Origin of the sequence: Enterobacter sp. EC_50, from assembly GCF_019584525.1 — a bacterium.
Lineage (GTDB): Bacteria > Pseudomonadota > Gammaproteobacteria > Enterobacterales > Enterobacteriaceae > Enterobacter > Enterobacter roggenkampii.
On the sequence record NZ_VDAF01000021.1, the window covers coordinates 1 to 18812 of the forward strand.

18 protein-coding genes are annotated in these 18812 nt (G+C 56.4%); 3 read left to right on the forward strand and 15 right to left on the reverse strand.

The genetic code is table 11. From position 1 onward, the window contains the following. Positions 1-246: 246 nt before the first annotated feature. Genes hemG through pepQ form a run of 4 tightly spaced genes read right to left on the reverse strand, consistent with a single transcriptional unit; the run spans position 247 to position 4239 of the window. A complete protein-coding gene (gene hemG / locus FHC48_RS17150) occupies positions 247-792 on the reverse strand; it encodes a menaquinone-dependent protoporphyrinogen IX dehydrogenase (protein ID WP_008501510.1) in 546 nt (181 codons plus the stop codon). Between the two features lie 10 nt (positions 793-802). Further along, positions 803-2254 (reverse strand): Trk system potassium transporter TrkH, encoded by a 1452-nt coding sequence (gene trkH, locus FHC48_RS17155; protein WP_008501511.1) that lies wholly within the window; start codon positions 2252-2254, stop codon positions 803-805. A gap of 39 nt (positions 2255-2293) precedes the next feature. After that, entirely contained in the window at positions 2294-2908 is a 615-nt protein-coding gene (locus FHC48_RS17160; RefSeq protein ID WP_059364958.1) for an IMPACT family protein, read from the reverse strand. After that, complete coding sequence (pepQ, locus tag FHC48_RS17165; protein ID WP_023326274.1) at positions 2908-4239, reverse strand: Xaa-Pro dipeptidase; 1332 nt, start codon at positions 4237-4239, stop codon at positions 2908-2910. The genes FHC48_RS17160 and pepQ overlap by 1 nt, the downstream gene beginning before the upstream one ends. Before the next feature lie 189 nt (positions 4240-4428). Here pepQ and fadB point away from each other — a divergent pair, with 189 nt between their 5' ends. After that, positions 4429-6618, forward strand: coding sequence for a fatty acid oxidation complex subunit alpha FadB (fadB, locus tag FHC48_RS17170; protein WP_059364959.1), 2190 nt, complete (start codon positions 4429-4431; stop codon positions 6616-6618). Between the two features lie 9 nt (positions 6619-6627). Further along, complete coding sequence (gene fadA / locus FHC48_RS17175; protein ID WP_059364960.1) at positions 6628-7791, forward strand: acetyl-CoA C-acyltransferase FadA; 1164 nt, start codon at positions 6628-6630, stop codon at positions 7789-7791. 162 nt (positions 7792-7953) lie between these two features. Here the strand turns inward: fadA and fre are convergent, their stop codons facing one another. Then, positions 7954-8655: an NAD(P)H-flavin reductase gene (fre, locus tag FHC48_RS17180; protein WP_021242862.1), complete on the reverse strand. Its 702-nt coding sequence runs from the start codon at positions 8653-8655 to the stop codon at positions 7954-7956. A gap of 42 nt (positions 8656-8697) precedes the next feature. Continuing rightward, on the reverse strand, positions 8698-10191 hold the full coding sequence (gene ubiD, locus FHC48_RS17185; protein ID WP_008501517.1) for a 4-hydroxy-3-polyprenylbenzoate decarboxylase: 1494 nt from the start codon (positions 10189-10191) through the stop codon (positions 8698-8700). A gap of 170 nt (positions 10192-10361) precedes the next feature. On the opposite strand from ubiD, the gene rfaH reads away from it, so the two are divergent. Beyond that, a complete protein-coding gene (rfaH, locus tag FHC48_RS17190; protein ID WP_008501518.1) occupies positions 10362-10853 on the forward strand; it encodes a transcription/translation regulatory transformer protein RfaH in 492 nt (163 codons plus the stop codon). Here rfaH and tatD read toward each other — a convergent pair. From tatD to udp, 9 genes are all read right to left on the reverse strand, one after another. Next, entirely contained in the window at positions 10850-11632 is a 783-nt protein-coding gene (gene tatD / locus FHC48_RS17195; RefSeq protein ID WP_059359206.1) for a 3'-5' ssDNA/RNA exonuclease TatD, read from the reverse strand. The genes rfaH and tatD overlap by 4 nt on opposite strands. A gap of 41 nt (positions 11633-11673) precedes the next feature. Beyond that, a complete protein-coding gene (gene tatC, locus FHC48_RS17200; RefSeq protein ID WP_008501520.1) occupies positions 11674-12444 on the reverse strand; it encodes a Sec-independent protein translocase subunit TatC in 771 nt (256 codons plus the stop codon). A gap of 2 nt (positions 12445-12446) precedes the next feature. Then, a complete protein-coding gene (gene tatB, locus FHC48_RS17205) occupies positions 12447-12989 on the reverse strand; it encodes a Sec-independent protein translocase protein TatB (protein ID WP_008501521.1) in 543 nt (180 codons plus the stop codon). Positions 12990-12992: 3 nt separating this feature from the next. Then, positions 12993-13247, reverse strand: a complete 255-nt coding sequence (gene tatA, locus FHC48_RS17210) for a Sec-independent protein translocase subunit TatA (protein ID WP_008501522.1) — start codon at positions 13245-13247, stop codon at positions 12993-12995. A gap of 76 nt (positions 13248-13323) precedes the next feature. Continuing rightward, complete coding sequence (ubiB, locus tag FHC48_RS17215) at positions 13324-14964, reverse strand: ubiquinone biosynthesis regulatory protein kinase UbiB (RefSeq protein WP_008501523.1); 1641 nt, start codon at positions 14962-14964, stop codon at positions 13324-13326. After that, positions 14961-15566 carry a ubiquinone biosynthesis protein UbiJ gene (gene ubiJ / locus FHC48_RS17220; RefSeq protein ID WP_008501524.1) on the reverse strand — a complete coding sequence of 202 codons (606 nt, stop codon included), beginning with the start codon at positions 15564-15566 and terminating at the stop codon, positions 14961-14963. The genes ubiB and ubiJ overlap by 4 nt, the downstream gene beginning before the upstream one ends. 13 nt (positions 15567-15579) lie before the next feature. Further along, positions 15580-16335: a bifunctional demethylmenaquinone methyltransferase/2-methoxy-6-polyprenyl-1,4-benzoquinol methylase UbiE gene (ubiE, locus tag FHC48_RS17225; RefSeq protein ID WP_008501525.1), complete on the reverse strand. Its 756-nt coding sequence runs from the start codon at positions 16333-16335 to the stop codon at positions 15580-15582. A gap of 66 nt (positions 16336-16401) precedes the next feature. Further along, positions 16402-17859: a DNA recombination protein RmuC gene (gene rmuC / locus FHC48_RS17230; RefSeq protein ID WP_025910449.1), complete on the reverse strand. Its 1458-nt coding sequence runs from the start codon at positions 17857-17859 to the stop codon at positions 16402-16404. Positions 17860-17999: 140 nt separating this feature from the next. Then, on the reverse strand, positions 18000-18761 hold the full coding sequence (udp, locus tag FHC48_RS17235) for a uridine phosphorylase (RefSeq protein ID WP_003860792.1): 762 nt from the start codon (positions 18759-18761) through the stop codon (positions 18000-18002). Positions 18762-18812 lie beyond the last annotated feature (51 nt).

The following is an 18812-nucleotide window of genomic DNA, read 5'->3' on the forward strand; positions in this document are numbered from 1 at the left end:
TGCCCACACAGATTGTCTGATAAATTGTTAAAGAGCAGTGCCGCTTCGTTTTCGCTGCGGCGCGGGGTGTGCATATTACGCTTTCCCGCTTCAGAGTCAAGCGTTTATTTTCGCTTTTCTCTGCTGACCCGGCGGCGTGTGTGCCGTTGTTCCGTGTCAGTGGAGGCGCATTATAGGGAGTTATTCTGAAGTGACAAGCACAAAATACAAAAAACTTTTCGTTCGCTCACTTTTCAAACTTAACGCTTATTTAAGTCGCGAATCGCCCGTTAAATGTGCGATTTCCCGCGCAAAACTGGCTACCTGCGACCAGTCGGTATAAACCACTTCTTTACGCGTATCGGTTTCTCCCCCCGTCATCTTCATAATTAGACGGATCATAAAGCGGTCATACCAGCGGTAGCGAGGGTAGCGCAGCGCGCCGGCAAAAACGGCGCACAGGTCTGGCTGCCACGGCGAGCTGAGTAAAAACTTGCGCGTGTAGCTGTTGGTCTGTGGCGTGCGCTTCTCCGCTTTACGCGCAACCAGATTGACCGAGTAAAACGCGCCTGGCATTTTGTTGAGTACTGCCGTGTGCTTTTTCACAAAGCGATCCAGCGCCGGATGGAAATGCCCGTAACGAATAGATGCACCAATCACCACGCGGTCGTAATCCTGCCAGGCAATCTGTTCCGCACGGTTCAGGTTCACCACATCCGAGTAAATACCCAACTCTTTTAATTCCGATGCAAGGTATGCGGCAATCTCACGCGTTTGTCCGTCTCGCGTAGAGAAAAGAATCAATGTTTTCATCAACGGCTCCTTACTCGCGCCAGAATGTAGGGGTGAACAGCACCAGCAGCGTAAAGACCTCAAGACGACCAAACAGCATATTGGCGATGAGGATCCATTTCGCGACCGGGTTCATACTGGCAAAGTTATCCGCCACCACGCCCAGGCCAGGCCCGAGGTTATTCAATGTTGCGACGACGGACGCAAAGGCGGAGAAATCATCCACTCCCGTCGCGATAATCGCCAGCATACTGACGATAAAGACCAGCGCATACGCCGAGAAGAATCCCCACACCGCTTCGAGGATACGTTCCGGCAGCGCGCGGTTCCCCAGCTTGATGCTGTAGACCGCATTGGGGTGGACGAGACGCTTCAGCTCACGGTTGCCCTGCTTGAACAGCAGCAGAATACGGATCACCTTCAGACCACCGCCCGTCGACCCCGCACAGCCGCCGATAAACGCGGAACAGAGCAGAAGCACCGGCAGGAACAGCGGCCAACGGGCGATGCTGTCCGTGGTAAACCCGGCGGTCGTCGCCATCGACACCACCTGGAAGAAGGCCTGGTTTAGCGTGGTCAACGCGGAGTTATAGACATCATGGAACCACAGCACCAGCGTACAGATGATCACCAGCGTCAGCTGGACCCCAATGAACATGCGGAACTCAGGGTCACGCCAGTACACCTTCAGGCTGCGCCCGCTCAGTAAAGAGAAATGCAGGCCGTAGTTACAGCCGGAGATCAGCAGGAAAATGGCAATGATAGTGTTAATCGTTGGGCTGTCGAAATAGCCCACGCTGGCATCGTGGGTGGAGAACCCGCCGATGGCAATCGTCGCAAAACTGTGTCCGATAGCATCAAACGCAGGCATCCCGGCAAACCATAGCGCCAGCGCACAGGCTACCGTCAGCAAGACATAAATCAGCCACAGGGTTTTCGCCGTCTCGGCAATACGCGGCCGCATCTTGTTATCTTTCAGCGGTCCTGGCATTTCGGCGCGATAGAGCTGCATCCCCCCGACGCCCAGAATCGGCAGGATGGCCACCGCCAGGACGATGATCCCCATACCGCCAAACCACTGCAGCATCTGGCGATAAAAGAGAATCGCGTGCGGCAGCGAATCCAGCCCCACCAGCGTCGTGGCCCCGGTCGTCGTTAAGCCGGAGAAGGATTCAAAAAAGGCATCCGTGATGCTCAGGTTAGGCTGTTCAGAGAAGATAAAGGGCAACGAACCGACGCTCCCCAACACCGTCCAGAATAGGACCACAATCAGAAAGCCTTCGCGAGATTTCAGCTCACCTTTCTGACGACGGTTCGGCCACCACAGCAGGGAGCCGATCGCCAGCGCGACAAAGAAGGTCTGGGTAAATGCCCGCCCCGCCCCGTCCCGGTAGATAAGCGCCACCAGTCCAGGGATAATCATCGTCCCGGAAAAGAGTATGACCAGCAGTCCAACGATTCGGGTTATGGCACGAAAATGCATCTCTGCCGCTTCCTTTGGTATTCAAAAGTGAGGTGGGGATTATTCTTCAATCGGCAGCAATTGCAACGAACCACGACTAAAATCAGCCAGTTTTGCTGAAAAAGCAGCCAGTTCCGCCTGAGGAAGCGCCACGCGTAATTGCACCATCGCCTGATATTCACTGTGTGCGATGACACCGTTAAACTGCCTCAGCAGCGCTTCAATACCCGAGAGCTGGGCGTAATCGCATAACAAAGTATATTCGGTGAGAGGCGTTTTGCGGGTGGTCTTCAGGATATTCAGTGCCTGCTGAACGCCGCCGCCATACGCTTTTACCAGCCCACCCGTACCTAACAGGATGCCGCCGTAGTAGCGCACCACCACGGCGGTAATTTCACCCACGCCGCTACCCATCAGCTGCGAGAGCATGGGTTTACCGGCCGTGCCCGCCGGTTCACCGTCATCGGAAAACCCCAGCTGCTGCGAATCGTCCGGCGGCCCTGCTACCCACGCCACGCAGTGGTGACGGGCGTCAGGATGCTCAGCCCGGACGGAATCGACAAACGCTTTTGCCGCCTCTACGCCGTCGGTATGCGCCAGCAGCGTAATAAAGCGGCTTTTCTTGATTTCCTCAACAAAGGTGACCGGTTCAGCCGGTATCAGCCAGCTTTCCATCAGGCCAGCTTCAGGTCTCGCGTCATATTCTCGATACCGTTTTCGTGAATCACCACGTTATCTTCGATACGAATGCCGCCAAACGGCTTCAGCGCGTCAATTTTTGCCCAGTTGAAGTGCTTGCTGAACTGGCCTTCACGCCACGGCGCCAGCAGGGATTCGATAAAGTAGATCCCCGGTTCAATCGTCAACACCATGCGCGGCTCCAGAATACGGGTGCAGCGCAGGTAAGGATATTTAGACGGTGCCGCCAGGTGCGTACCGGTATCATCCTGCATAAAGCCTGCAACGTCGTGCACCTGCAGGCCCAGCGGGTGGCCGATACCGTGCGGCATAAATGGCCCGGTCAGATCGTTCTCGACCATCGCCTCTTCGCTCATGTCTTTCACAACCTGATGCTTACGCAGCAGTTTAGCAATGCGCTGATGGAACTGGATGTGGTAGTCCACATAGCTGGTTCCCGCCTTCATGGTGCCAATCAGCGCCAGCTGTTCATCGTTCACGTCTTTGATTAGCTGTGCAAAATCGGTATCCGCATTTGCCGCCCAGGTACGGGTCAGATCGGCCGCGTAGCCGTTGTACTCTGCCCCTGCGTCCAGCAGGAAGCTGCGCATTTCTGAAGGAACCTGGTGATCCAGTTTGGTGTAGTGCAGGACGGACGCGTGCTCGTTGAGCGCGACAATGTTGCTGTACGGCACGTCGGTGTCGCGATGACCGGTGGCGGTCAGGTACGCCTGGTTGATGTCGAACTCGCTCATGCCGGACTGGAAGGCTTCATGCGCCGCACGGTGACCGTTTACCGCGGTCTTTTGCGCTTCACGCATGCAGTAAAGTTCGTAGTCGGTTTTATACGCGCGGTAATAGTGGAGGTAATCCAGCACCCCTTTCGGGTTGAGCTTGTCTGCCGCAATATCCAGGCTTAATGCACGCTCCGGAACAGGGCCAATATAAGCGATGTTGCCACGCGCGGCAGGCAGCTGGCCGCCAATGCCGTCCGCTTTTGGCAGCGCAATGACCTCAATTTCTTCCGTCCAGAAAGAGGTCGGCAGCGGCTCAACGTTGTGCCAGTAATCGACCGGCAGGTAGAACCACAGTTTCGGCTTGTTCACACCATCCACCAGCAGCCAGCAGTTGGGAACCTGCGTCACCGGCACCCAGGCCTTAAACTGTGGGTTCACCTTAAACGGATAAGCGTGGTCATCCAGAAAGGTATTCATCAGCTCGCCGGAGTGGATCAGCAGCGCATCCAGCTTAAAGCGGGCCAGTACATCGCGGGTACGTTCCTGTAGGGTAACGATATGATTTTTATAAAGCGAAGCCAGTGAGTCCATCATTATTCCTTTCGTTTTTTGACCTCAAGTCATCGCATCTTAGCACACCTCACTCCGCCTGCGTGATTTCCACCGACCGTGATCAATGCAGCAATTTCTTAATGAGTAATTTGCATTTTATTAACATAAATCCCACACTCCGACTCATCTGGTATGACCAGATCCACTTGCTGGATTCAGGAGACTGACATGCTCTACAAAGGCGACACCCTGTACCTCAACTGGCTGGAAGATGGCATTGCCGAACTCGTGTTCGATGCCCCCGGCTCAGTCAATAAGCTCGATACCGCGACGGTGGCCAGTCTTGGCCAGGCGCTGGATGTTCTGGAAAAACAAACTGAATTAAAAGGGCTGCTGCTGCGCTCGAACAAAGCGGCCTTTATCGTCGGTGCCGATATCACCGAATTCCTTTCGCTCTTCCTGGTGCCTGAAGAACAGCTGAGCCAGTGGCTGCACTTTGCCAATAGCGTCTTTAATCGTCTGGAAGATCTGCCTGTCCCGACCATTTCCGCCGTTAACGGCTATGCGCTGGGCGGCGGCTGTGAGTGCGTGCTCGCGACCGACTACCGCCTGGCGACGCCGGATCTGCGCATCGGCCTGCCGGAAACCAAGCTGGGCATCATGCCGGGCTTTGGCGGCTCCGTCCGTATGCCGCGCATGCTGGGCGCCGACAGCGCGCTGGAGATCATTGCCGCGGGTAAAGACGTCGGCGCCGAACAGGCGCAGAAAATTGGCCTGGTCGACGGCGTCGTGAAACCGGAGAAGCTTATTGAAGGCGCACTCGCCATTCTGCGTCAGGCCATTAGCGGCGAGCTCGACTGGAAGGCCAAACGCCAGCCGAAGCTGGAACCGTTAAAACTCAGCAAGATTGAAGCCACCATGAGCTTCACCATCGCCAAAGGCATGGTGATGCAGACGGCGGGTAAACACTACCCGGCGCCGATCGCGGCGGTGAAAACCATTGAAGCGGCTGCCCGTTTCGGGCGCGATGAAGCGCTGAAGCTCGAAAATCAGAGCTTTGTCCCGCTGGCGCACACCAATGAAGCGCGCGCGCTGGTCGGTATCTTCCTGAACGATCAGTTCGTAAAAGGGAAAGCCAAACAGCTGACCAAAAACGTTGAGACGCCAAAACATGCGGCGGTACTCGGCGCGGGCATTATGGGTGGCGGCATCGCCTACCAGTCTGCCTGGAAAGGCGTGCCGGTGGTGATGAAAGACATCAACGAGAAATCCCTGACGCTGGGCATGACCGAAGCGGCCAAGCTGCTGAATAAACAGCTGGAACGCGGAAAAATTGACGGACTGAAGCTCGCAGGCGTGATCTCCACCATTCAGCCCGTGCTGGAATACAGCGGTTTCGATCGTGTCGACGTGGTGGTCGAAGCCGTCGTCGAGAATCCGAAAGTGAAAAAAGCGGTGCTGGCGGAAACGGAAGACAAGGTTCGCCCGGGTACCGTTCTGGCCTCTAACACCTCCACCATTCCAATCAGCGAACTGGCGAGCGTGCTGAAGCGTCCGGAAAACTTCTGCGGTATGCACTTCTTCAACCCGGTACACCGTATGCCGCTGGTCGAAGTGATCCGCGGGGAAAAAACCTCAGACGACACCATCGCCAAAGTGGTGGCATGGGCCAGCAAGATGGGCAAAACGCCGATCGTCGTTAACGACTGCCCGGGCTTCTTCGTCAACCGCGTGCTGTTCCCTTACTTCGCCGGTTTTAGCCAGCTGCTGCGCGACGGCGCGGACTTCCGCAAAATCGACAAAGTGATGGAAAAACAGTTCGGCTGGCCGATGGGCCCGGCGTATCTGCTGGACGTTGTGGGCATTGATACCGCCCACCACGCCCAGGCGGTGATGGCGGCAGGTTTCCCGCAGCGCATGCAGAAAGACTATCGCGACGCGATTGACGCGCTGTTCGACGCTAACCGCTTCGGTCAGAAAAACGGCCTGGGCTTCTGGCGCTATAAAGAAGACAGCAAAGGCAAACCGAAGAAAGAAGAAGATCCGGCGGTGGATGGCCTGCTGGCCGACGTCAGTCAGCCAAAACGCGACTTCACCGACGATGAAATCATCGCCCGGATGATGATCCCGATGATTAACGAAGTGGTGCGTTGCCTCGAAGAAGGCATTATCGCCAGCCCGGCAGAAGCCGACATGGCGCTGGTGTATGGCCTCGGCTTCCCTCCGTTCCACGGCGGCGCGTTCCGCTGGCTGGACACGCTCGGCAGCGCCCGCTATCTCGATATGGCCCAGCAGTATCAGCACCTCGGCCCGCTGTATGAAGTGCCGGAAGGGCTGCGTAACAAAGCGCGCCATAACGAACCCTACTATCCCGCAGTTGAGCCAGCCCGTCCGGTTGGCGAGCTGAAAACGGCTTAAGGAGTCACAATGGAAAAGGTTGTCATTGTTGATGCGATTCGCACCCCGATGGGCCGTTCAAAAGGCGGCGCGTTCCGTAACGTGCGTGCGGAAGACCTCTCCGCGCACCTGATGCGTAGCCTGCTGGCGCGTAACCCGGCGCTGGATCCGGCTGCGCTGGACGATATCTACTGGGGCTGCGTGCAGCAGACCCTGGAGCAGGGCTTCAACATCGCCCGCAACGCGTCACTGCTGGCGGAGATCCCGCATTCGGTTCCGGCCGTCACCGTCAACCGCCTGTGCGGTTCGTCAATGCAGGCGCTGCACGACGCGGCCCGCATGATCATGACCGGCGATGCGCAGGCCTGCCTGGTGGGCGGCGTCGAGCACATGGGTCACGTCCCGATGAGCCACGGGGTCGACTTCCATCCCGGCATGAGCCGCAACGTGGCGAAAGCTGCGGGGATGATGGGCCTGACCGCCGAGATGCTCTCCCGCCTGCACGGCATCAGCCGCGAAATGCAGGATGCCTTTGCCGCGCGCTCTCACGCTCGCGCCTGGGCCGCCACGCAGTCCGGTGCCTTTAAGAACGAGATCATCCCGACCGGCGGCCACGATGCAGACGGCGTTCTGAAGCAGTTCTGCTACGATGAAGTCATTCGCCCGGAAACCACCGTCGAAGCGCTTTCCACCCTGCGTCCGGCGTTTGACCCCGTCACCGGTACGGTCACGGCAGGGACCTCGTCGGCGTTGTCCGACGGCGCCGCCGCGATGCTGGTGATGAGCGAAAGTCGCGCCCGCGAGCTGGGATTAACGCCTCGCGCCCGCGTGCGTTCGATGGCGGTCGTGGGCTGCGATCCGTCGATCATGGGCTACGGCCCGGTTCCGGCTTCAAAGCTGGCGCTGAAAAAAGCGGGATTAACCGCCAGCGACATCGATCTGTTTGAGATGAACGAAGCGTTCGCCGCGCAGATCCTGCCGTGCATTAAAGATCTGGGGCTGATGGAGCAGATCGACGAGAAGATTAACCTCAACGGCGGCGCGATCGCCCTCGGACACCCGCTGGGCTGTTCCGGGGCGCGTATCAGCACGACGCTGATCAACCTGATGGAACGCAAAGATGCCCAGTTTGGTCTGGCAACGATGTGTATCGGTCTGGGTCAGGGTATCGCGACGGTGTTTGAGAGAGTGTAAGGCTATAACGTAGGCCCGATAAGCATCGCCCCATCGGGCTTTTACCGGGAGGCGCTGCGCTTTCCCGGCCTACGAGAGGTACCTCGCCGCCAGTCGTGTCACTGGCGAAGAGAAACAGTTTAGTTGCCGTTCTTCCCGCCTGTCAGGGGCGGGTTTTTTTATTTAAATGAAGGCAAACGCATCGCCAAACAGGCGGTCTTCACGCGCATCACGTTCGTTACAGAACAGATCGCGGGCGATTTTCGCCATCTCGAAACGCCCTGCAATATAGATGTCATGTCCTGCCAGCGTACCGTGATCCTGCAGCACTGCCGTCAGTACCGTACCGCTACGCCCGCGCCAGCCCTCTTCCGGCTGCTCAACCACCGGCTCAATGCGCAGGTTAGGATGGGTGACGCTCAGCGCTTCGAGTTCGGACAGGTCATACAGGTGCTTCTCTTCGCGGCCGCCCCAGTAGATGGTGATATCACGTTCCGGGTTACGCGCCAGTGCGGTCAACAGAATAGAGCGCACGTAGGAGAAGCCTGTACCACCAGCGATCAGGATCAGTGGACGGTCTTCGTCATCACGTAACCATGCCTCGCCGTGCGGAATATCCACCACTATCTCGCGCTCTTTCAGAATGCGGTCCATGACGGCCATCGCATACAGGTTAAGCTCTGACGCACCAATATGAAGCTCAATAAATTCCTGCTCCGCTGGCGTTGAGGCCATAGAGAAAGGACGCTTATCACGCTCATCCATCACGACCATCAGATACTGACCCGCGCGGAAAGAGAATGGCGCTTCTGGCACTAAACGGACGCGATATACGGTGTCGGTGATGGCATCTACCGAGGTCACTTTACAGCTTAAGGTTGTCATTCGCTCTCTCTGTCGGGAAGTCTATAGGGCTTAACGGTCAGCTCAGGGTTTACCGTTATTCATTATGGCCAGTTCGTCCCAGATCGCATCAATGCGCGCGGTCACAGCAGGATCTTTTTTGATCGGGCGACCCCATTCACGATCGGTTTCGCCAGGCCATTTATTTGTGGCATCCAGTCCCATTTTTGAGCCAAGGCCGGAAACCGGCGAGGCAAAATCCAGGTAATCTATCGGCGTGTTTTCGACTAACACCGTATCGCGCGCCGGGTCCATTCGCGTGGTAATAGCCCAGATTACGTCATTCCAGTCGCGGGCGTTAACGTCATCATCGCAGACAATAACAAATTTGGTATACATAAACTGGCGCAGGAAAGACCACACGCCCATCATCACGCGTTTCGCGTGACCAGGATACTGCTTCTTCATCGTGACCACAGCCAGGCGATACGAGCATCCTTCAGGCGGCAGATAAAAATCAACAATTTCCGGGAACTGCTTTTGCAGGATCGGCACAAACACTTCATTCAGCGCCACGCCCAATACTGCCGGTTCATCCGGTGGACGCCCGGTATACGTGGAGTGATAAATCGCATCTTCACGCTGCGTAATGTGCGTCACGGTAAACACCGGGAAGTTATCCACTTCGTTGTAATAGCCGGTGTGGTCGCCGTAAGGGCCTTCTGGCGCCAGTTCACCCTGCTCAATGTAACCTTCCAGCACAATTTCTGCACTGGCCGGAACTTCGAGATCGTTTGAGATACACTTCACGACTTCCGTTTTCGTTCCGCGCAGCAGGCCTGCAAAGGCATATTCCGAGAGCGTATCCGGTACGGGCGTGACGGCCCCGAGAATGGTGGCCGGATCGGCGCCGAGCGCGACAGACACCGGGAAACGTTCACCCGGACGCGCAGCACACCACTCCTGGAAATCGAGCGCGCCGCCGCGATGCGACAGCCAGCGCATGATGAGCTTATTCTTGCCAATCAACTGCTGGCGGTAAATACCAAGATTCTGGCGCTCTTTGTGCGGACCGCGCGTGACGGTCAGTCCCCAGGTGATCAGCGGCGCGGCATCTTCCGGCCAGCACTGCATGATAGGGATTTTAGTCAAATCAACCGCATCGCCTTCCAGCACCTTCTGCTGGCAGGGCGCGCCGCGCAGGCGTTTGGTGGGCATGTTTAGCACCTGCTTAAACTGCGGCAGCTTGTCGAACAGATCGCGGAAGCCTTTCGGCGGCTCCGGCTCTTTCAGGAAGGCCAGCAGCTTACCGACTTCACGCAGGGCCGTGACGTCTTCCTGCCCCATCCCCAGTGCGACGCGACGCGGTGTACCAAACAGGTTGCACAGCACCGGCATGGCGTACCCTTTCGGATTTTCAAACAGTAATGCGGGGCCACCGGCACGCAGGGTGCGGTCAGCAATTTCTGTCATCTCCAGATAAGGATCAACAGGAAGTGTTATACGTTTGAGTTCACCCTGCTTTTCCAGCAGCGTCAGGAAGTCGCGGAGATCGTGGTATTTCATGCAGTTAATCATGGCCTCTCTGTAAGCGCTTCATTATACGGCGTAAGACTGCTTGATGCTGTAATTTTGTTAAATTAGCGTGAAGTTATGCGTTCTGTCCCATTTTCGCCCATTATAATCAACTTAGCGATCCCGCCAGGGTTTTGATATGCTTGCGCCCCGAACTAAGGGAAAGAGTGATTATGCAGGCCTGGTATTTACTGTATTGCAAACGCGGGCAACTTCAGCGCGCGCAGGAACATCTTGAACGTCAGTCAGTCAATTGCCTGACGCCCGTGATCACGCTTGAAAAAATGCAGCGCGGGAAGCGCACAACCGTTAGCGAGCCGTTGTTCCCGAACTACCTGTTCGTGGAGTTCGATCCGGAGGTGATCCACACCACCACCATCAGCGCCACGCGCGGCGTCAGCCATTTTGTTCGCTTTGGCGCCCACCCCGCGACGGTTCCCTCATCGGTCATCCACCAGCTGTCGATTTATCAGCAGCCGGAAGACCTTACCGACCCGGAAACGCCCTACACGGGCGATAGCGTCGTGATTACCGAAGGGGCTTTCGAAGGCCTTCAGGCGATTTTTGCCGAGCCGGACGGGGAAGCGCGCTCTATGCTGTTGCTTAATCTGCTGAACAAGCAGGTGCTGCAGAGCGTTAAAAACACTGACTTCCGCAAACTTTAAACGTTTATCCCAAACAGATTACGCACGTTGTCATCCGTCTGTGCGGAAAGCCAGTGCGGATCCTCTCCGCGCCACGTCGCGACACGCTCAACTATGTGCCCCAGATAAGCGGGCTCATTGCGTCGCGATGCCGGTTTGGGTTGCATATCGCGCGGGAGCAGATAGGGCGCATCCGTTTCAAGGAGCAACCGGTCAGCCGGGATCGCCGGTAGCAGCTCCCGAAGCTCAAGCCCGCGGCGCTCATCGCAAACCCAGCCGGTAATCCCCAGATAAAGCCCGCGCTCCAGGCACTCCAGCGCCTCCTGCCGTGAGCCGGTGAAGCAGTGCAGCACCGCGCCGGGCAGTTTCTCGAGCCACGGATCCAGCAGAGTCAGGAAACGCTCATGCGCGTCGCGGCAGTGCATAAATACGGGCATTTCAAGCTCTGCCGCCAGCGCAAGCTGGGCAGTGAATGCCTTTTCCTGCTCTTCAGGCGTGGAAAAGTTACGGTTGAAATCGAGGCCGCATTCGCCAATCGCCACCACTTCTGGTGTCTTCGCCAGCCTGCGCAGGGTTTCCCCGCTTTCCGGGGTCCACTGGCTGCTGTCGTGAGGATGCACGCCAGCGGTAGACCAACAGCGTTCGTAGCGTTGCGCCAGCTGCTGTGCCTGCTCGCTCTCATGCAGGTTGGTGCCCGTCAGCAGCAGTCCTTTCACCCCGGCGGCAAACGCGCGCGCAACCACTTCATCGCGATCTTTCGCAAACTGCGAGCTGGTCAGGTTGAGTCCGATATCAAACATGCGAATCCCCATATAACAACCGCCCTGACGGGCGGCTGGTTTTACTCTTCAGTGGTCTTGTCGGAGGTATCGTCTTCGTCATCCGACCGACGCCCTTTACCCACGTAGAACCGTGAGAAGAAGACGCCGACCTCAAACAGGCAGTACATCGGTATGGCCAGCAGCGTCTGGGAGAATACATCCGGCGGGGTCAACAGCATGCCGACAACGAAGGCGCCGACCAGGATATACGGACGCTTCTTACGCAGGTCATCCGGCGTGGTGACCCCTACCCAGCAGAGCAGCACAATGGCCACCGGCACTTCGAATGCCACCCCAAACGCCATAAACAGCGCCATCACAAAGCTAAGATAGCTGGCGATATCCGTCGACACCTGGACGCCTTCCGGCGCGGTATGCGTCAGGAAGCCGAAGGCCAGCGGGAAGACAACGAAATAGGCAAACGCCATGCCGATATAGAACAGCAGCGAACTGGATACCAGCAGCGGAATGACCAGCTTGCGTTCGTGCTTATACAGTGCCGGCGCCACAAAGGCCCACACCTGGTACAGAATGACGGGCGCAGAGGCAATCAACGACACCCAGAAGGTCAGCTTGATGGGGGTAAAGAACGGAGAAGCAACGTCTGTTGCAATCATCGTTGCGCCCAGCGGCATCTGCTTGATCAGCGGCGCAGAAACCACCTGGTAGATATCGTTGGCGAAATAGACCAGGCATAGAAAAATAACGAGAACCGCAATAATGCAGTTTAACAGACGCTTACGCAGCTCTATGAGGTGCGTAATCAGCGGTTGAGTATCATCTACAGCCATGTTTACGCTTTATCACTCGACGAGGGGGATGATTCGGAAACGGGCGCGGCGGGCTTTGCCTCGGCAGCGTTAACCACGGGCTTTTCCGGCTGCACCTGCTTTTTCACTTCGGTTTCCTGCGGCGTCTGTTCAGGCGCAGCAGCCTGATGTTCAGCGCTGGCAGGCGTGACGCCCTCACGCTGTTCTTCGCTGCCCTTCACCACCGGGTTATGGATGGTGTTCGCTTCATCGCTCGCTTTTTCAGGATCGTTGATGCTATAGGAGCGCTTCATGGATTCCGCCGCTTCGCGCAGCTCATCCATTGACGCTTTCAGTTCCGGCGTCAGGTTATCCATGCTCGCCTTCTCAACCTTTTTCAGGCTTTCCTGAAATTCCTGCAGCTTAAGCTCCTGGGCCAGTTCATTCTGAACGGTCGATGCCAGCGATCTCAGCGCACGAACCCAGCCCGCAACGGTTTTCACCGCCACCGGCAGACGCTGAGGCCCCAGCACGATCAGGCCAATCACAAAGACCAGCAGGAGCTCACTAAAACCAATGTCGAACACGACTTACACCTGCTCTTTATCGTGGCGTTTAGCGTCTTCCTTTTTGGCTTCTTCTTGCTTGTCGGTGATGGATTTAGCAGTAAAGTCAGCGTCCTGGCTGGTTTTATCCTGCTTGCTCTCATCATCGCTCATCGCTTTTTTGAAGCCTTTGATAGACGCGCCCAGATCGGAACCAATAGAACCGAGCTTTTTGGTGCCAAACAGCAGCACGACGATGACGGCAATGATCAACAATTGCCAGATACTGATACCACCCATACATGTTCCTCAGGGATAGATGATTAATAAGTCAGGTCGCATTATACGTATGCGACCTGTCGATAGCGACGCAAACTCAGCGCGTTTTTCGCCATCCGGCAAGCCAGACAACCACCCCGGCGGCCATCAGCCAGGCGGGCATCATCTGCCACTCCGGGCGGTTGATCAGCAGCAGCGTACCGCTCAGCAGCAGCGTTGCGCCAATCCCAAAGAGATAGCGTGACTGGCCCTGGCGAACACGGCTGGACTGAAGTTCGCGAGCGATTTTATCCATGCTGTGCTGAAGGTTCTTGCTCTGACGCAAACTGTCGTAAACCAGTTCAGGAATTTCAGGCATTTTTTCTATCCAGAACGGGCCTTTCTCTTTCAGCGAGCGCACCAGCGCCGGAATGCCAACCTGATCCTTAATCCAGGATTCCAGGAAGGGTTTCGCGGTCTTCCACAAGTCTAACTGAGGATAGAGCTGTCGGCCTACACCCTCAACGTAAAGTAGTGTTTTCTGAAGTAAAACTAGCTGTGGCTGAACTTCCATATTAAAGCGGCGAGCCGTGTTGAACAGGTTCAACAGCACATGTCCGAAGGAGATTTCCGCCAGCGGTTTTTCAAAAATCGGTTCGCAAACGGTCCGGATCGCAAACTCGAACTCTTCGACGTTGGTGTCCGGCGGCACCCAGCCGGAATCGACGTGCAGCTCGGCCACCTTACGGTAGTCGCGGTTGAAGAACGCGATGAAGTTCTCGGCCAGATACCGTTTATCTTCTTTATTCAGCGACCCCACAATCCCGCAGTCGATACCGATATACTTCGGATCCTCAGGGTGCTCGTAGCTCACGAAGATATTGCCCGGGTGCATGTCCGCATGGAAAAAGCTGTCGCGGAACACCTGGGTGAAGAAGACCTGCACGCCACGCTCGGCCAACAGCTTCATGTTCGTTCCCTGTTTCTCCAGGGCCACCACATCCGAAACCGGAATACCGTAGATACGCTCCATCACCATCATGTTCTGGCTGCAGTAGTCAGAATAGACTTCAGGGACATAAAGCATCGGGCTGTTTTCAAAGTTGCGACGCAGCTGAATAGCGTTTGCCGATTCGCGCAGCAGGTTTAGCTCATCAATCAGTGTTTTTTCATATTCCCGCACCACTTCCATCGGGCGCAGTCGGCGGCCATCAGGTAATAAACGCGGAACCCAACGGGCCAGACGGTAAATCAGCTTCATGTCGGCTTTGATGATCGGCAGGATATCCGGGCGGATCACCTTAATCACCACCTCTTTGCCGTTTTCTTTCAGACGCGCAGTGTGCACCTGAGCAATAGAAGCCGACGCCAGCGGTTCTATTTCGAAATCGTCAAACCAGGTTTCAACGGGAAGATTACCCATCGCCTCTTCGATCTGTTTCTTCGCCCTCACCCCGTCAAACGGGGCAACACGGTCCTGCAGCATCGCCAGTTCATCGGCAATGTGCGGCGGAAAGAGATCGCGGCGGGTCGACAGCATCTGCCCGAACTTAATCCATACCGGGCCAAGCTCCTGCAGCGCCAGGCGCAGGCGTTCGCCAAGCGGCTGACCTTTATGGCGGTTAGGCATCCAGAACAGCATCCGCCGCCAGATACGAAGCGGCAGCGTGATGCGCATTTTAGGGATAAGCTCGTCGAGCCCGTAGCTCAAAAAGGTACGAATAATGAAGTAGAGGCGCCGAATTTCACCAGGCGTCATTTGCCCTCCAGTTTTTCCAGCCGTTTGGTTAACGCATCAACCGCACGTTCAACAGCCGCGGTTTCTTCCGCAAACCATGCCACTTCCAGCGGTCCGGGGGCCATTCGCCACTCTTCAGTCAGTACTTCCGCCGCATAGCGTTGCTGACGTAGCAGGCTTTTACGCGCAAAGGACGCGCCACCATGAAGAACCTTCCCGATGCCTTCCGCGGCAATGTCACCGATAAACGGCGCGAGCAGCTCTGCCGGATCAAACTCCGCCAGATCGGTAAGCGCAACGAAGTTCTGCACGACCTGAATGTCGCCTTCCACTTCCAGCTCACCGCTGCGGATAAGTGCCGTTAATTGCTGGCGATCGCGCAGTTTTGGCAGCACGCTCATGTGCGTGATGACCGAGCAGTCGGCGTCACCTTCCCACGCCCCCAGAACGTCAAGCTGGCGTTCGCTGAAGACCAGCACCAGCGGCGTCGAGAACTCTTTTAAAACAATCCGTAATACCTTCCCGTTTAGCCGCTGACGCGCAGCTTTCAGCGCTGGCGCACGATAGAGAAAGGCATTCAGTACGTTTTCGATACCTGCGGAGACTAAGGGTTTAAAGGGCACGGGACACCTCCACTCAGAACTTGTAACCGCGGTGCAGCGCGACGACACCCGCCGTCAGGTTGAAATATTCAACGTTCTCGAATTCAGCATCCTGCATCATGGCTTTTAAGGTGTCTTGATCCGGGTGCATACGGATAGATTCCGCCAGATAGCGATAGCTTTCCGCGTCGTTAGCCACCAGCTCACCGATGCGCGGCAGCACGTGGAAGGAATAGGCGTCGTAAGCTTTGCTCAGCGGCTCGATAATCGGTTTGGAGAATTCGAGCACCAGCAGGCGTCCACCCGGCTTCAGCACGCGATACATGGAGCGCAGCGCTTTTTCTTTATCGGTCACGTTACGCAGACCGAAGGAGATCGTGATGCAGTCAAAGGTATTATCCGGGAACGGCAGCGCTTCGGCGTTGGCCTGCACATATTCCACATTCCCCACCACGCCGATGTTACGCAGCTTTTCGCGGCCCATTTTGAGCATGGAGTCATTAATGTCTGCCAGAACAACGCGACCGGTTTCGCCCACAAGACGTGAGAACTTTGCAGTTAAATCGCCCGTACCACCAGCTAAATCCAGCACCGTTTGTCCACGACGCACGCCGCTACAGTCGATAGTGAAGCGCTTCCACAAGCGATGAATGCCGAACGACATCAGGTCATTCATCACATCGTACTTCGCCGCCACGGAATGAAATACGTGGGCCACCATGTCAGCTTTCTGCGCTTTGGCGACAGTCTGAAAGCCAAAGTGCGTTGTGTCTTGTGAATCGTCAACCATCTCAGAGCCTGCTTATCAGTAAAATGTTCGTGAAGTGTAACAGATTGGGCGCAATTGCCCTACGTTTCAACCACCGTGAAAGAAACGCGCCGGAGTCTCGTCTGGTGATAAATCCACCGCTAACGCATTGTCTTCGCTGTTTGTCTTTTGTTCTTCTGCCCCTTCACGCAGGCGAAACTCGTCATCCTGGGCGGTAGCCTGTTCAACCAATTCCGGATTAATCTCGCGTTTCACCTCAACCCCCAGGCTTCGGAATGATTCGGCCTGCGCCAGAAGATTGCCACGTCCTGAGGCGAGTTTTTTCATCGCCTGACGGTAGTTATCCTGCGCGCGGTCCAGGCTCTGCCCGACTGAGGACATGTCGTCCACGAAGAGGCGCATTTTGTCGTACAGCTTGCTGGCGCGGTCGGCAATCTGCTGCGCGTTGCGGCTCTGGTGCTCGTAGCGCCACAGGTTCGCAATGGTGCGTAAGGCCACCAGCAGCGTGGTGGGGCTGACCAGCATAATATTATTTTTGAGCGCTTCGGTGATGAGTTCAGGCTGCCTGTCGAGTGCCAGCAGAAACGCGGGCTCTACCGGAATAAACATCAGGACATAGTCCAGCGAGCGCAGCCCCGGTAGCTGCTGATAGTCTTTCCTGCCGAGCAGGCGAATATGATTACGCACCGAGGCAATGTGCTCCTGCAGCGCCGATTCTCGGGTGTAGTCATCCTCCGCATTGAAGTAACGCTCATACGCCACCAGCGTCATTTTGGCGTCAATCACCACATCTTTGCCCTGCGGCAGCCGCACAATCACATCCGGCTGCATTCGCGAGCGGGCATCGTTCTCGATACTCACCTGCGTTTCGTATTCATACCCTTCCCGCAGGCCAGAGGCTTCCAGGACGCGGGTCAGCACCACTTCTCCCCAGTTGCCCTGGGTTTTGTTATCCCCTTTAAGCGCGCGGGTGAGGTTGACCGCCTCCTGCGCCATCTGGGCATTCAGCTGCTGGAGATTGCGGATTTCATGCGCCAGGGTGTGCCGCTCTCGGGCTTCCTGACCAAAGCTGTCCTGTACCTGGCGGCGGAAGCCGTCCAGCTGTTCACGCAGGGGCGTCAGCAGGCTGTTCAGGCTCTGGCGGTTCTGCTCGTCAACGCGGCGGTTGCTGTGCTCAAAAATACGGTTCGCGAGGTTTTCAAACTGTTCGCTGAGGCGCTGCTCGCTGTTGATCATCTGGCGGATTTTATCTTCCGCATGCAGTTGAGTGGATTCCAGACGGGTGGTCACTTCGCGGAGATCGGCCTCCAGCGAGGTGTTGATATCTCTCAGGTTGCGCAGCTCGTTGTTGAGTAACTCGCACTCCTCTCGCCAGTGATCACTCAGCGCAAGCTGCTGCTTTGCCGCGCTTAATTCGGCGACGATCTCTTCGCGTTCAGCCAACTGATCGGCCTTCTGCTGTGCATGCTGATAGCTGGAAATGAGCCAGCCTATCGCCACGCCCGCCAGCGCAATCACCGCATAAATCAGGACTGAGATATCCACAATGCCCCCTGCATCAACGTATTACCCGCACAAAATAAGATTGTGCTGTATAAACGTCCAGTTTGAAAGGGTTTTCCTGCGAGGCGCTACGCAAAAAATAAAGGCCGAACGTGTCGGCCTTTGATTTCGAAAGGAGAGGATTAGATCAGGCGACGCGCGGCTTCAACCACGATTTTCACCGCATGACTTTCGGTCTGCTTCATGGTTTCAGCGTTCGGGATCTCCTGCTGAGTACGGTTGACGATAACGCCCGCCACCATACCGGCACGCAGGCCCTGGCTTGCGCACATGGTCAGCAGCGTGGCGGATTCCATTTCGTAGTTCATCACGCCCATGGACTGCCACTCTTCCATAGAGCCTTTGAAGCGGCTTACCACGCGGCCAGAGAAGGTGTCGTAACGCTCCTGACCGGGATAGAAGGTATCCGACGAAGCGGTTACACCCACGTGAGTGGTCGCGCCAACGGATTTCGCGGCTTCAACCAGCGCGGTGGTACATTCAAAGTCTGCTACTGCCGGGAATTCCATCGGCGCAAAGTGCAGGCTTGCGCCATCCAGACGCACGGACGCGGTCGTGACCAGCACGTCGCCCACGTTGATGTGCGGCTGAATAGCGCCGGTCGTACCGATACGCAGGAAAGTACGAATGCCCAGCTGTGCCAGCTCTTCAACAGCAATAGACGTAGACGGGCCACCGATACCGGTAGAACACACGATCACGGCTTTACCATCCAGCTCTGCGCGCCAGGTGGTGAATTCACGATGGGCTGCCAGCTTAACCGGCTTATCCATCAGCGCGGCGATCTTTTCCACACGCTCCGGATCGCCAGGGACGATAGCGAGCGTAGCCCCTTGTAAATCGTTTTTAGTGAGGCCGAGATGAAAAACATCAGACTTAGACATAGGTGACTCCTCTGTGGGTCGGTTAGTCAGAAGAAGTAAAACGGTACTTTA